Source organism: Trebonia sp. (assembly GCF_030042015.1).
Taxonomy (GTDB): Bacteria; Actinomycetota; Actinomycetes; order Streptosporangiales; family Streptosporangiaceae; genus Trebonia.
On sequence record NZ_JASIAL010000214.1, the window covers coordinates 1 to 14,442 of the forward strand.

Sequence of the window (14,442 nt, forward strand, 5' to 3'; positions counted from 1 at the left end):
CCGCCCTACCCGGTGCTCGCCGCGGGCAGGGTGCTGTGGGCCGGGCAGCCGGTGGCGCTAGTCGTGGCAGACACGCCCGAGCTGGCCGCCGACGCGGCCGAGCTCGTCGCCGCCGACTACGACGAGCTTGCCGCGGTGACGGGCCCGCTGGAGGCGGCGGCGCCGGACGCCCCGGTGCTGCACGCGGGGACCGCGGGCAACGTCGCGTTCACCAGGCGCCTCGTCAGCGGGGACGCGGACGCGGCGTTCGGCGCGGCCGCCTACCGGGTCGGGCAGCGGATGGTCAGCCAGCGGGTGGCCCCGGTGGCGCTCGAGCCGCGCGGCGTGCTCGCCTGCCCCGCCGCCGACGGCCGGCTTGAGGTGCGGATCTCCACCCAGCGGCCGCACGGGATGCGGAGCTGGCTGGCGCAGCTGCTTGGCCTGCCGCCGGAGCGGGTGCGCGTGGTCGTCGGCGACATGGGCGGCGGGTTCGGCGCGAAGGGGCCGATATACCCCGACCAGGTGGCGGTCATCGCCGCCGCGCTGGCGCTCGGCCGGCCGGTCAAGTGGGTGGAGGAGCGCGCCGAGTCGTTCCTGGCCACCAGCCACGGCCGGGACCAGGTGGCCGACCTGGAGATGGCGGTCGACGCCGGCGGGCGGATCACGGCGCTGCGCGGCAGCGTGCACGCGAGCTTCGGCGCCTACTTCACCCCGAACGGCCCCGGCTCCCTCCTCGGCCGCCTCGGCCCGATGCTCCCGCAGGGTTACCGGATCGCGAACTTCGACGTCCAGCTGACCGGCGTGTTCGCGAACACGACGCCGATCGGGCCGTACCGCGGCGCCGGCCGGCCTGAGGCCGCGTACTTCACCGAGCGGCTGGTCGACCTGGTGGCTTACGAGACCGGGCTGGACGCCGCCGAGGTGCGGCGCCGCAACTTCATCGCGCCTGGCGAGTTCCCGTACACCACCTGCACCGGGCTGACCTACGACAGCGGGGACTACGCGGCCGGCCTGGACCTGCTGCTTGAGAAGCTGTCGGCCGGGCCCGCGCCGTCGGCCCCCGAGGGCCATCTAGTCGGCGTGGGCATCGCCTCGTTCGTGGAGCCGGGCGGCATCACCCCGCGCGGCCCAGGCCCCGGCGGCCCCGACGGCCCCGTGGGCGACAGGGCGACCGTGACCGTGTCCGCTGCGGGCGCGGTGACCGTCGCGGTGGGCACGAGCAGCCACGGGCAGGGGCACGAGACCGCGTTCGCCCAGCTGGCCGCCGACCTGCTCGGGGTGGGCTACGAGGACGTCACCGTGGTGTTCGGCGACACCGACACGTCGCCGTTCGGGTACGGCACGTTCGGGTCGCGCAGCGCGGTCGCCGGCGGGACCGCGGTGTACAACGCCTGCCAGGCGGCGCTGGCGGCGGCCCGCCGGGTGGACGCGCCGATGTCGCTGGCGGAGGCGGCGGCGCGGCTCGGCGGCATCACCGCGACCGCGTCCTCCGGGGCGCCGCCTGAGACCTACGCGTCCGGCTCGTACGGCTGCGTGGTGTCGGTCGACCCGGACACCGGCCGGGTGCGGCTGCTGCGGGTGGTCGCGGTCGACGACTGCGGCGTGGTGATCAACCCGCTGCTCGTCGAGGGCCAGGTGCACGGCGCGGTCGCGCAGGGCGTCGGGCAGGCGCTGTCCGAGCACGTCCGGTACGACTCCGCCGGGCAGCCGATGTCGGCGTCGCTGCTCGACTACGCGGTCCCGTTCGCCGCCTCGCTCCCGCCGATCGAGTCCTACCTGCTGTGCACGCCGTCGCCGGCCAACCCGCTCGGCGTCAAGGGCATGGGGGAGAGCGGGACGATCGGCGTGCTCCCCGCCCTCGTCAACGCGGTCATGGACGCGCTGCGCCCGTACGGCATCAGGCACCTGGACATGCCGCTCACCCCGGAGAAGATCTGGACCGCGATCCAGGGCGCCCGCGGCTGACCCGCGCGTATCGTGGTGCAATGCGGGCACGCGAACCCGACTATGACGGCGTCGTCGAGCGGGACGGGGTGCGCGTCGGCTACGCGGTCTACGGCACCGGAGAGCCGGCGATCCTGCTGCTCACGTCGTGGGCGATCGTGCACGCGCGGCAGTGGAAGGCCCAGGTGCCGTACCTGGCGCGGCATTTCCGCGTGATCACCGTCGAGGGCCGCGGCAACGGGAACGCCGGTCGGCCGCCGGCCGCGGCGGCCTACGGCGACCGGGAGTACGCGGACGACGCGGTCGCGGCGCTGGACGCGGCCGGGGTGGACAAGGCCGTGCTCGTCGGCCTGTCGCTGGGCGGCCGGCACGCGCTCCAGCTGGCCGCCTGGCATCCGGAGCGGGCGGCCGGGGTGATCGCGTTCGGGGCGGCGCTGCCCTGGCCGGCCCCACCTGACTTCGATGAGCCCAAGGACAGCTACGAGGGCTGGGGGAAGGCGAACAGGCACTACTGGCTGGCGGACTACCGGGGCTGGGTCGAGTTCTTCATGTCGCAGGTGTTCACCGAGCCGCACTCGATCAAGCAGCGTGAGGACGGCGTGGGCTGGGGCCTGGAGACCACCGCCGAGACGCTGCTGCTGACCCTTCCGGCCGCGGCCGGCGTCACCGCGGCGGACGCCGAGGCCACCTGCCGGCAGGTGCGCTGCCCGGTCCTGATCGTGCACGGCGACGAAGACGGGATCGTGCCCTACGACACCGGCGTGGCGCTGGCCCGCTGGACCGGCGGCCGGCTGGTGACGATCCACCGCGGCGGGCATGGCACGCCGATGCGCGATCCGGTCCGGGCCAACCTGCTGATCCGCGACTTCGCCTCGTCGCTGGGCGGCCCAGGGACGCCGGCGCGGCAGACCTGGACCAGGGGCAGGGACCGCCGCAAACGGGCGCTGTACGTCAGCTCGCCGATCGGGCTCGGCCACGTCCGGCGCGACCTGGCCATCGCCGCCGAGCTGCGGGCCAGGCACCCGGGCCTTGAGATCGACTGGCTCACTCAGCACCCGGTGACGCGGGTGCTCGCGGAGCAGGGCGAGCGGGTGCACCCGGCGTCGCGCTGGCTGGTCAGCGAGAGCTCCCATATCGAGTCAGAAGCGGGCGAGCACGACCTGAACGTGTTCCAGGCCGTCCGCCGGATGGATGAGATCATGGCGGCGAACTTCATGGTCTTCCACGACCTGGTCGCCGACGAGCCGTACGACCTGTGGATCGTCGACGAGGGCTGGGACGTCGACCACTTCCTTTTCGACAACCCCGAGCTCAAGCGGACGGCGTACGCGTGGCTCACCGACTTCGTTGGCTTCCTGCCGCTGCCCGAGGGCGGGGCGGCGGAAGCCGCCCTCACCGCGGACTGGAACGCGGAGCGGGTCGAGCGCCGCCGCCGCTACCCGCGGCTGCGGGACCGCTCGATCTTCGTCGGCGGTCCCGGCGACGTCGCCGACGTGCCGCTCGGGCCGGGACTGCCGACCGCGCGCGAGTGGGCGCTGCAGCGCTACGCCTTCGCCGGGTACGTCACCGGGTTCACCCCGCCGGGTGACCGGGAGGCGCTGCGCGCCGAGCTCGGCTACCGGCCAGGCGAGCGGGTCTGCCTGGTGTCCGCGGGCGGTTCCGGAGTGGGGGCGCCGCTGCTGCGCCGGGTCGCCGCGGCGTTCCCGCTGGCCGAAAAGCAGGTCGCCGGCCTGCGGATGGTGCTCGTGACCGGGCCGCGGATCGACCCGGCGTCGGTGCCGGTGCCCGCCGGCGTCGAAGTGCGCGGTTACGTACCCGGCCTGCACCGGCACCTGGCCGCCTGCGACCTGGCGGTGGTCCAGGGCGGGCTGACCACGTGCATGGAGCTGACCGCGGCGGGCAGGCCGTTCGTTTACGTGCCGCTCGCCCGGCATTTCGAGCAGCAGATCCACGTGCCGCACCGGCTCGCCCAGTATGGCGCCGGCCGGCGCCTGGACTACGCGGCACTCGACCCCGAGTGCCTCGCCGCCGCCATCGCCGCGGAGATCGACCGCCCGGTCGGGTATCGCCCGGTGGAGACCGACGGCGCCGCGCGGGCCGCGGCTCTGCTGGCTGAGCTGCTGTTATCCGGCCTGTTCCTATCTTGCTGTTATCCGCCTGGGAGCCGCGCCATGGCGGCCTTGAGCTCGCCGCGCGATCCGATGCCGAGCTTGCGGTACACGTTGCGCAGGTGGTACTCGACGGTCTTCGGGCTCAGGAACAAGACGGCCGCGGTCTCCCTGGTGGTGCGGCCCTCGGCCAGGCTCACGGCGATCTGCAGTTCCTGGGGGGTCAGGTCGCTCAGCGTGGTCTCGTCCCGCCGTCGCGCGGTCTCGCCGGTCGCGGCGAGCTCGGCCCGCGCCGTCTCCGCCCACGGGCCGGCGCCGAGGCGGTCGAAGACGTCCACGGCGGCGCGCAGCTGCGTGCGGGCCAGCACCCGCTGCCGGTCCCGCCGCAGGCGGGCGCCGTACGCCAGGTGCGTGCGCGCGGTCTCGAAGGCGTCCGCCGTCTGGCCGTGCAGCTCCAGCGCGGTCTCGAAGTGAGCGTCCGACTCGCCTTCGCCGGCCAGCAGCCCGCGGCACCGCGCGGCCCGGGCCAGTGCCCAGGGCTGCGCCTTGGCGTTCGCGTCGTGCTCGAATTCCCCGGCTGCCTTCGCGGCCTCCTCCGCCCGGCCAAGGCGCAGGTAGATCTCGGTGAGCTCGGGCAGCGGAGAAGGGTCGGCATCGGCGATGCCGCGGGCGCGCAGCACCGCGAGCTGCTCCTCGTAATGCGGGAGCGCGGCTTCTGGCCTGCCAAGGCCAAGCTCGAGGTCGCCGAGGGCGGCGATGGCCCACACCTCGCATGCGCCAAGGCCCAGTTCGCGAGACAGGCTGAGCGCCTCGGCGGCGTGCGCGCCGCACTGCTGCGACCTGCCCTGCCTGGCGTCGAGCCGCGCGAGGAAGGCCAGCCCAAAGGCGAGGTCGATGTGCTGGCCGATTTCCCTGGCCAGCCCGATCGCTTCGTGAAAGCCGGCCTGCGCTTCCGCCCACCGGTCCGTGGCCGCCTGATCGATCGCCACATGGATCAGCACGAAGGGCAGTGCGCCGACAGCCGACTTGCGGCGCGCCGCGTCGAGCGCGCGGTAGGCGAGCGCCCGCCCGGTGTCCGCCTCGCGCAGCCAGATCGAGCCCATGGCCGCCCAGGCGAGCAGGCGGGGATCCTCGCGGAGTTCGTCCAGGCCCTCGAGCAGTTCGACCGCGGCGCGGACCGCGGGCGCGCCCGGCTCGTCTTCGCCCGCGAAGATCAGCGCCATGCCCCGCGTTATCAGCGTGAAGAACGCGATGCGGGCACTTGGGTCGGGCGGGGCGAGCGACGCGGCCCGCTGCGCGGCCAGGCGCATGGTCGCGGCATCACCGGCGAAGAACGACGCGTACGCCGCCTCGGCGAGCATCACGACGGCGCGCTCGGGATCGGCCGGGGCGGCCCGCTCGGCGGCAGCCAGCAGGATCTCCCGCCCTGTGCCGACCGGACCGCGGTGGACGGCGATATGGCCGCGCAGGTGCTCGATCGCGATGGCCAGGTCCCCGGCGGGTGCGTACCTGTCGGCTTGCCCGAGCAGCGCCACCGCACGCTGCGCGAGCCCGCCGAGCCACGCGGCGTCGGCCGCGGCGTACAGCAGCCGGCCCTGCCTGGCCTGGTCAGGCGCCAGCCGGGCCGCGCGCTCGAACGCCCGGGACGAGACCTCGTACGCGCCGCGCTGGCAGGCACGCTCACCAGCCTGTTCGAGCGCCGACGATGCCGCATCGTCCGGGCCGAGGCAGGCCAGCGCCAGGTGCCAGGCCCTGCGGTCGGCTTCGGCGTCGGGCAGGGCGCTGGCCAGCGCGCGGTGCATGTCGCGCCGCGAGCCGGCCGGGACGGCGCCGTAGATGGCGGAGCGGGCGATCGGGTGCCTGAATTCGACCCGGGAATCGCGCACGGTGATCAGGCCCGCGGCCTCGGCGGGAATCAGGTCCGCCAGGTCGAGCCCGAGCAGCGGCACGGCCCGGGCAAGCACGGACAGCTCGCCGCCGTCGACCGCGGCGGCGAGGGCGAGGGCGTCGCGGGTGCGCGGCGGCAGCGCCGCCAGGCGCGTCAGGTACACGCGGGCGACGCTGGTCTCGGCGGCGAGCGGCGCCTCCGGGGGCATGTCGGCCAGCCGCTGGCGTTCCCCGCCGAGTTCGAGCAGGGCCAGCGGGTTCCCGCCGGTCTCCCGGTGCAGCCGGTCGGCCAGGTCCTGGCTCAGCGGCTCGTCCCGCTGGCGAAGCAGCAGCGCGGCCGCCGAGCCCCGGTCCAGGCCGCGCAATGGCAGGGCAGGAAGGTCGGCGCCGTCGAGCAGCGACGGCTCGCCCTGGCGCACGGTCAGGACGACGGCCACCGGATCGGCCACGAGCCGGCGGACCGCGAACAGCAGGGCGTCCGCGCTCGACCCGTCCAGCCAGTGCGCGTCGTCCACGAGCACCGCGACAGGGGCTGCCTCCGCGTAGGCGGCGAGCAGGCTGAGCGTGGCGGCGCCCACGGCGAAGCGGCCGGGCGCGCTGGCCGGCCGCAGCGCCAGGGCGCTCTCAAGCGCCGCGGCCTGCGGGACCGGGATGCGGTCGATCCAGGGCAGCGCCGGACGGAGCAGCTCGAACAGGCCGGCGAACGGGATGTGCGCTTCCGACTGCACCCCGCGCGCCCGCAGCACGCTCATCCCGGCCGCATGGTCAGCGGCGTAGCCGAGCAGCGCGGACTTGCCGATCCCGGCCTCCCCGACGATGGCGAGCACGCCGCTGCCGCCGTCGCAGGCATCCCGAAGCAGCCGGACGAGGGCCTGCTGCTCATGATCACGGCCGAGCAACATGACTGCGAGTGTACGGAGACACCTGGTACGAATCCATCCCGCCGCGCTCCGGACTAGGGGGCCGCCCGGAAGCGAGCGGGCCGCGGCGCTGCCTACGTTGCCAGCTAGGCACTCAGCCACAAGGAGGAGGACACGATGACCACCACCAAACCGCCGACCGAGATCGACCACGACAAGCTGATGGGCTTTGTCTTCCGGGCAGTCGACGAGGTCGGCGCCACGCTGAACACCGCGCTGGTCGTCATGGGTGACCGGCTCGGCCTGTACAAGGCCCTCGCGGGCGCCGGCCCGCTGACCCCTGCCGAGCTGGCCCAGCGCACCGGCACCGCCGAGCGGTACGTCCGCGAATGGCTGAACGCGCAGGCAGCCGGGGGCTACGTCGACTACGACCCGGACAGCGGTCGCTACACCCTGTCGGCCGAGCACGCGATCGCGCTGACCGACGCCTCCAGCCCCGCCTACCTGCCGGGGTTCTTCCAGATCGCGCTCGGCTCGGTGCTCGACTCGCCCAGGATCACCGAGGCGGCGAAGACCGGCCAGGGCTACGGCTGGCACCAGCACGGCCAGGACGTCTTCGACGGCTGCGAGCGGTTCTTCCGCCCCGGCTACAACGCCAGCCTCGTGTCTGCCTGGCTCCCGGCCCTCGACGGCGTTGTCGCCAAGCTGGAGCGGGGCGCCGCGGTAGCGGACGTGGGCTGCGGCCACGGCGCGTCGACGATCTTGATGGCGCAGGCCTTCCCCGCCTCGACGTTCGCCGGCTTCGACTACCACGAAGGGTCGATCGCGACCGCCAGGCAGCGGGCCGCCGAGGCAGGCGTCAGCGACCGGGTCCGCTTCGAGGCCGCGCCGGCCTCCGCCTACTCCGGCAGCTCATATGACCTGGTCACGATGTTCGACTGCCTCCATGACATGGGCGACCCGGTGGGTGCCGCCCGCCACGTGCTCCAGTCCCTGAAGCCCGACGGCACCTGGCTGATCGTCGAGCCCGCCGCCGGCGACCGGGTGGAGGACAACTTCAACCCCGTCGGGCGGGCCTATTACGGCTTCTCGACCCTGCTCTGCACCCCGTCGTCCCTGGCGCAGGAGGTCGGGCTCGCGCTCGGCGCCCAGGCCGGCGAGGCGCGGATCCGCGAGGTGGTCACCGGCGCCGGCCTGACCCGCTTCCGCCGGGTCAGCGAGACGCCGTTCAACATCGTGTACGAGGCCAGGCCGTAGCGCCAGCTGTTTGTGACGCGGCGGGCGTCCGGCTTAGCCGGCCCGGTACGCTCAGGGGCATGTCAGCTGCGGACAGCCCGCGGGTGGCCGCGCCGATCACGCCCGTTCCGGACACGCGGGACCGCGCCCCGCACGGCCGCCCGGCCGGCCAGGGTCGCTGGGCCTGGCCGGCCGGGTACGCGGTGGCGGCCGTCCTGCTCTTCCTGTGCTACCTGCGGGTGTCAGGGACGCAGGCGGTGACCTCCGACGGCGCCTCGATCGCCCTGCAGGCCTGGGACATCCTGCACGGCAACCTGCTGCTCAAGGGCTGGTCGCTCGCCGACGTCACGTTCTACACGACGGAGATACCCGAGTACATGCTCGTGGAGCTCCTGCGCGGCCTCGGGCCTGCCGACGTGCACGTGTCCGCCGCGCTCAGCTACACGCTGCTCGTGATCTTGGCCAGCCTGCTCGCCAAGGGGCGCGCGACCGGCAGGGAAGGCCTGGTCCGCGTGCTGATCGCGGCCGGGATCATGATCGCCCCGCAGATCGGCCCGGGCGCGTTCCTGCTGCTGCTGTCCCCCGACCACACCGGCACCGGGGTGCCGCTGCTGGTGATCTTCCTGCTGCTCGACCGGGCGCCGCGGCGGGCGTGGGTGCCGGTGCTCGCGGGGCTGCTGCTGGCCTGGGCGCAGGTCGGCGACCAGCTCGTGCTGACGCTCGGCGCGGCGCCGATCGTGGTCGTGTGCGCCGTGCGCGCCTACCGCGGCGTCGTGGCGCGCCGCGAGCCGGCCAGAGACTACTGGTTCGACTTCGCGCTGGCGGCCGCCGCCATCGCGTCGACCGTCGTGGCCGCGGCGGCCGTGCGGCTGATCAGGGACCTCGGCGGGTACACGATGGCCCCGCTGGACACCACGTTCTCCGCGAGCGCCGCGTGGCCTGCTCACATCGCGCTGGCCGCCGAGGGCGTGCTCGGCCTGTACGGCGCGGACGTCACGGGGCGGCCGCTCGGCGTGTTCACGGCGCTTGCCCTCGTGCACCTGGCGGGCCTGGCGCTCGCGGTGTGGGCGTTCTGCCGGGCGATCAGGCACTTCTTCGGCTGCGATGACATGATCGCGCAGGTCCTGGCCGTGGCCATCGTCCTCAACCTGGCCGCCTACGTGTTCAGCATGCTGCCGAACACCTACTGGGACAACCGCGAGATCGCCAACGTGCTGCCGTTCGGCGCGGTGCTGGCGGGCCGCCTGCTCGCGGACAAGCTCACCGCCGCGCGGGTGCTGCCGGCGCTGGCCGCCGTCGGCTGCCTGTACCTGGCCGCGCTCGGCTACGGTGTCACCAGGCCGCAGGTGCCCGCGCACGATCAGGCGCTGACCGACTGGCTGAGCGCGCACCACCTGACGACGGGCCTGGGCAGCTACGCCGAGGGCAACAGCGTCATCCTGGACAGCCACGGCGCCATCCTGCTGCTGGCGCCGGCGTGGCGCGCGGATTCGGTCACCCCAGGCAAGCACGAGGCGAAGGCCGCCGACTTCGACCCGGCGCGGCACTACGCGGACTTCGTCGTCACCACCGAGCAGGACGGCCCCTCCTTCTACATCCCGCCCGCGTGGATCATCCGCGCCTTCGGGCCGCCGGCGCACACCTACCACTACAGCGTCTGGACGATCATGACCTGGAACACGAACCTGCTGACCGAGGTTAGCTGACCTGCCGGCTTCGCCCGCCCCGTCGCCCCGGCCGCGCTCCCGCCCCGCGCACTCGCGATCGACTTCGCACACTCTGTGACGATTTTGGAGTCCATTATGGGCGATTTGTCCATGCATGGAGTGTGCAAAGTCACACTTACGTGACTGTTGGGACTGAAGGGAGACTGCGCCGACGCTACCACGGCCCGGGGCCGCGGAACGTGCCCCCCCGGAATGCCGGCAGGCACGCAGGACGGCCGGAGCCGCCGCCCTTGCGGGCTGGCGGCCCCGGCCGTCGGGGATAGCGATGTCAGAGGCGAGAGCGGGTGCTCACTTCGTCGCGGTCGTCTCTTCGCGCCACCGGCCGGAAGGAGGCTCTTCTACGGCCGCCGTCTTCTTGGGCATGAACGGCTGGATCAGGAAGTCGTAGAAGAATCCTCCGAAGACCGCACCGACGGTCGGCGCTATCGTGGTCACCCACCAGTCAGAGCGTGGCCCGGGGAAGGCCATGCCTTTCCAGCCGGTGAACCACAAGAACAGCCGTGGTCCGAGGTCTCGGGCTGCGTTCAGGGAGACCATGCTGGCCGGGCCCTCGACCACGACGATCATCGTGACCGCCAGGGCCAGCGCCAGCGGGAAGAACCATGCCATCGGCGCGTTGACGCTGCGCAGTTCGAGCAGCACCAGGATGAAGATAACGAGCACGGCCGTCGCCACGAACTCGCCTGCGGCGCCCTGCCAGTTGCTGACCAGCGGCCAGCCGTAGGTGACCTTCAGCTTCGCGGCGGTGCTCGCCGGGCCGATCCCGACCAGGGCCGGGTTCGGCACGTTGGGGATGAACAGCATCGAGACGAGCTGGCTGCCCGGGGCACCCTTCACCAGGCCCAGCAGCTTCAGCTTGTTCTCGATGACCTTGTAGTACAGGCCCCACAAGGCCGCCGCGGCGACGAAGCCGCCGAAGATCTGGAAGACGATGTAAGGCACCACGTGCTTCCAGGGGAACTTTCGCCGCAGCGCCATGACCAGTGTCACGCCGGGGTTGAAGTGCGCCCCGGATATCGTGGCGTTCGCCCATACGGCCAAGCCGACCGCGAGACCCCAGCCGAGGCCCACGGTGATCAGGTCGGGTCCTGCGCCGAACAGGACGCCGGCGAAGATCGCGGCGTCGCCGAAGAGCACGATGATGAAGACGCCCGCCGCCTCGGCGAAGTAGTGGCCGAGCCAATTCGGCTTGTCGGCGGGGCGGCCTTCTCGCCAGTGCTCCATGCCGTGTTCGATGTGTTCAATCGTGGTGGTGGCCATTTTCAGACCTCCGATCGTGCTGCCGAACCGGTACTCAGAAGTCCGGGACCAGGACGCCGCGGCCGAGCACGTGGCCCTTGTCGAGCTCGGTCAGCGCCCGGGCGTACTCCGACATCGGGAAGGTGGTCGCGGAGATGTGCACCCGCCCCTGGTGGTTCAGTTCCATGAGCTCGGAGAGCTCCGAGTAGCTGCCCACGATGCTGCCGATGATGTTGATCTCCTTGGAGATCAGGTCGAGCGTCGTCGGCCGGATGTCGCCGCCGTAGCCGATCGTGATGTAGGTGCCGCCCCTGGCCTGGCGCAGGTAATTGAGCGCGAAGGCAGGAGTGCCGTTCTCGGCAACGAAGTCGAGGATGACGTCCGCGCCCCGGCCGCCGGTCAGCTTCAGGATCTCGGCGACGCCGCCGTCGTGGCCGGCGAGCGCGACCTTGTCGGCGCCAAGCGACTCGGCGAACTCAAGGCGCTCCCTGCTCGTGTCGAGCGCGATCACGGTCGCCGGCGTCATCACCTTCATGAGCTGGACGCCGAAGTGGCCAAGCCCGCCGATCCCGACGACGACCGCCGTCGTGCCCGGGTAGGTGTACGGCATGGCCTTCTTCACCGCGTGGTAGGCGGTGATCCCCGCGTCGGCGAACGGCGCGAGCGGGACCGGGTCCGTGCCTGGCGCCAGCTTGATCACCGCGCGCTCCGACGTCTTCAGGTACTGGGCGTAGCCGCCGTCAGTGCCGTCGAGGCCGGGGAACTTGCCCGCTTCGCAGGCCATGTCGTAGCCGGTCCGGCACGGCCGGCACAGGCCGCACGTGATGAGCGGGTGCAGGATGACCGGGTCGCCCTTGGCAAGGCCGGTCACCGCCGGGCCGACCGCCTCGATCCAGCCGGCGTTCTCGTGCCCGAGCGTGTACGGAAGCTTGGGGTCGCCAAGCGCCTCCTGCCACACCGCCTGGACCAGGTGAATGTCGGTCCGGCAGACGCCGGCGCCGCCGATCTTCACGATGACATCGGTCGGGCCGGTAATCTCCGGGTCCGGGACGTCGACGAGCAGCACTGACTCGTCGAATTCCCTGTTGTACTCGTAAAGGCGCGCTGCCTTCATGGCTCCTCCCCATCGGACGTTGCCGTGTTGTTACAGATACGAACCTCATCCGTCCCGAAGGGGCTCATAAGAGCCGGAAGACCCGATTCCGCAAGACTCAGGTCCCCGGATCCGGTAACGCGTGAGACGTGAGGAGTCCCGTCTTCCCGCGGGCTCTCAGCCGGCCGCTAGCCGTCGCCGCAGGTCTGGCGCGGGTGCCCAGGCATGCCCGCGTCCTGAACTGCTACGGACCAGGAGACCTTGCTGTTCAAGCCCCCGCAGGTCCGTCCGTGCGGTCTGCGGCACTACCCCGTGGCTGCGTCCATGCGACGCTACGGTGTAGCGTGCCGCCGGGTCCTTGACGGCATTCTCGAGGAGGGCAAGCTGCCGTAGGTTGAACCGGTCCGAGACGGCCTTGAGGACCTGCCGCAACTGCTGCCCCTCGGCGGCCTTGCGGGCAAGGTAGTCATGCAGGTCGGTGATCGCGCGCTGGGTGATCCGCAAGTGGTACAGCACGAAGTAGGTGAGGTCGCCGTCGTCCTGCTCGCTGTACAGGAAGCTGCGCGCGTACTGCGCAGGCGCCTTCTTCAGCAGCCGGGAAATCGGCAGGAACTCGGCGAGCCAGTAATCCTGGCTGAGCATGGACCAGTAGAACAGCAAGCGCGCCGTCCTGCCGTTGCCGTCGACGAAGGGATGGTCGTAGGCGAGCATGAAGTGAAGCAGGATCGCCCGGACCACTGGCGGCACATACGACGTATCTGAGTCCCCGTTCGCGAATTCGCACAGACGCTCAAGCCGCTCCGGGAGCTGGCCGGCGGGCGGCGGGGTGTGCATGATCTGGTCGTAATGGTCTGCCACGACCACGCGGTCCTCACCGGGAAGCTGGAGTCGCCCGCAGTCGGCCGCGTTATCAAGAGTGCCCTCAGTAATGATGCGGTGAAACTCGGTGATCAGGGCCGGAGTAAGCCGTTCGTGGCGAAGTTCGCGTACCCGCAGCAGCCCTTGATAGTTGTTGAGGATCATCCGCTCGTGCCTCGTCCGGGGCTTACGGCCGGTACGCAGCATCTCCTTCGCGACCTTGCGCGTGGTCGAGGCGCCCTCCAGCTGGCTTGATGTGATCGCTTCCTCGATGAGGGAGTTGATCACGTATCGCTCCCGCGTGGGTGCCTCGGGGAGGACAGGCTCGGGTACGCCGATGCGCCCGCTCGTGTGCTTGTCGACCATTTCGATTCCGCGCAACGCGTCGTCCGGGAGCGCGTAGCCGAACTGCCGTCCGTCCTTGCCGAGCAGCGGCAGTTTCCGCTGCATGACGGTGCGCCCGATCTTCAACGCGGCCCACCACTCCTCGGTCGTGAGTCCATGTGGCGGTCGCCTGTTCCGCAACTCATCCCACGGCAGGTAACGATCCGGGGTGGCAAGCGCCGCCAGCATGTGCCGCGAGAACTCCGCCCGTGCCGGGCCTGCGAGGAGCGCGGCAAGGTCGATGGGCGGCGGTGGCTGGGGCTTCCTCATGTTTCCCTGCTAATTTATCTTCAACTAGCAGCTAATTAGCTGCTAGTAATAGCTAATTTAGCACTTAGCTTCCGATGCCGTGCGGACGCGGGCGGCCCGGCGCGGGCACCGCTAGCCGCGCAGGCGCAGGCCGCGGGGGGTGGGCCGGAAGCCCGCGGACTCCAGGGCCAGGGCGAGCGGCGAGTTGCGGACGGCGTCGCCGTCGGCCCGCTCGACGGTCATCCGGCCGAGCGCGCCGTCCCTGACGGCGGCGGCGAGCGCCGCCGCGCATGGTTCGAGCACCGCGGGATCGTCGCTCCAGGACAGCAGCGTCTTGCCGCCGCGCTCGACGTAGAGCACCAGCTCGCCAGCGCACAGCACCGCGAGCGCGCCCGCCTTGCGGCCCGGCCGGTGGGCGGCGGCGGTCTCCCCGGGGCGCGCCGGCCACGGCAGGGCCGCCCCGTACGGCTGAGCCGGGTCGGCGGCTGCAAGCACCACCGCTCGTTCGGAATGATCAGCGGACGCGGCGGGTGCGGCCGGGTCAGCGGGGCGCGGGTCCCCGGCCATGGCGCGCATCCTGTCCACCGCTCCCGGCAGCGCGAACTGGGCCGCGCCCAGCCCCTCGACGAAGTAGCCGCGACGGCACTGGCCGCTTTCCTCCATCGCGCGCAGCACGGGGTACACCGCGGCGAACCCGCCGGCCATCCGCTCGGCGGCCACTGCTCCCTTGGTCAGCACGCCGTGCCGCTCGAGCAGCGTGAGCGCCTGCGCGTGGGCGCGCATCGTGGCCGCCGGGCCGGCGTCGCCCGCCCGTTCGGGCAGCAGCGACCAGCGGCCGGTCACGGTCGGCGGGCCGGTGCGCGACGGCATCGCCGGGC

7 protein-coding genes and 2 pseudogenes are annotated in these 14,442 nt (G+C 72.2%); 4 read left to right on the plus strand and 5 right to left on the minus strand.

What is annotated here, in order from left to right:
• Positions 1 to 1,944 (plus strand): molybdopterin cofactor-binding domain-containing protein (locus tag Q1N79_RS11180; protein WP_300607927.1); only part of this gene is annotated, 1,944 nt, incomplete at its 5' end.
• Between the two features lie 20 nt (positions 1,945 to 1,964).
• Positions 1,965 to 3,953 (plus strand): annotated as a pseudogene (locus tag Q1N79_RS11185) (alpha/beta fold hydrolase); the annotation flags it as partial.
• Between the two features lie 119 nt (positions 3,954 to 4,072).
• Here Q1N79_RS11185 and Q1N79_RS11190 read toward each other — a convergent pair.
• Positions 4,073 to 6,820 (minus strand): AAA family ATPase, encoded by a 2,748-nt coding sequence (locus Q1N79_RS11190; protein ID WP_300607930.1) that lies wholly within the window; start codon positions 6,818 to 6,820, stop codon positions 4,073 to 4,075.
• A 135-nt stretch (positions 6,821 to 6,955) separates the two neighbouring features.
• Here Q1N79_RS11190 and Q1N79_RS11195 point away from each other — a divergent pair, with 135 nt between their 5' ends.
• Both Q1N79_RS11195 and Q1N79_RS11200 read left to right on the plus strand, forming a co-directional pair.
• On the plus strand, positions 6,956 to 8,035 hold the full coding sequence (locus Q1N79_RS11195) for a class I SAM-dependent methyltransferase (RefSeq protein ID WP_300607933.1): 1,080 nt from the start codon (positions 6,956 to 6,958) through the stop codon (positions 8,033 to 8,035).
• Between the two features lie 59 nt (positions 8,036 to 8,094).
• Positions 8,095 to 9,720 carry a hypothetical protein gene (locus Q1N79_RS11200; RefSeq protein WP_300607936.1) on the plus strand — a complete coding sequence of 542 codons (1,626 nt, stop codon included), beginning with the start codon at positions 8,095 to 8,097 and terminating at the stop codon, positions 9,718 to 9,720.
• 309 nt (positions 9,721 to 10,029) lie between these two features.
• Here Q1N79_RS11200 and Q1N79_RS11205 read toward each other — a convergent pair whose 3' ends face one another.
• From Q1N79_RS11205 to Q1N79_RS11220, 4 genes and pseudogenes are all read right to left on the minus strand, one after another.
• A complete protein-coding gene (locus Q1N79_RS11205; protein WP_300607939.1) occupies positions 10,030 to 11,001 on the minus strand; it encodes an MIP/aquaporin family protein in 972 nt (323 codons plus the stop codon).
• Positions 11,002 to 11,035: 34 nt separating this feature from the next.
• Positions 11,036 to 12,094 carry an NAD(P)-dependent alcohol dehydrogenase gene (locus tag Q1N79_RS11210; RefSeq protein WP_300607942.1) on the minus strand — a complete coding sequence of 353 codons (1,059 nt, stop codon included), beginning with the start codon at positions 12,092 to 12,094 and terminating at the stop codon, positions 11,036 to 11,038.
• A 156-nt stretch (positions 12,095 to 12,250) separates the two neighbouring features.
• Positions 12,251 to 13,504: a Fic family protein gene (locus Q1N79_RS11215; RefSeq protein ID WP_300607945.1), complete on the minus strand. Its 1,254-nt coding sequence runs from the start codon at positions 13,502 to 13,504 to the stop codon at positions 12,251 to 12,253.
• Between the two features lie 192 nt (positions 13,505 to 13,696).
• A pseudogene (locus tag Q1N79_RS11220) lies at positions 13,697 to 14,442 on the minus strand (DEAD/DEAH box helicase); the annotation flags it as partial.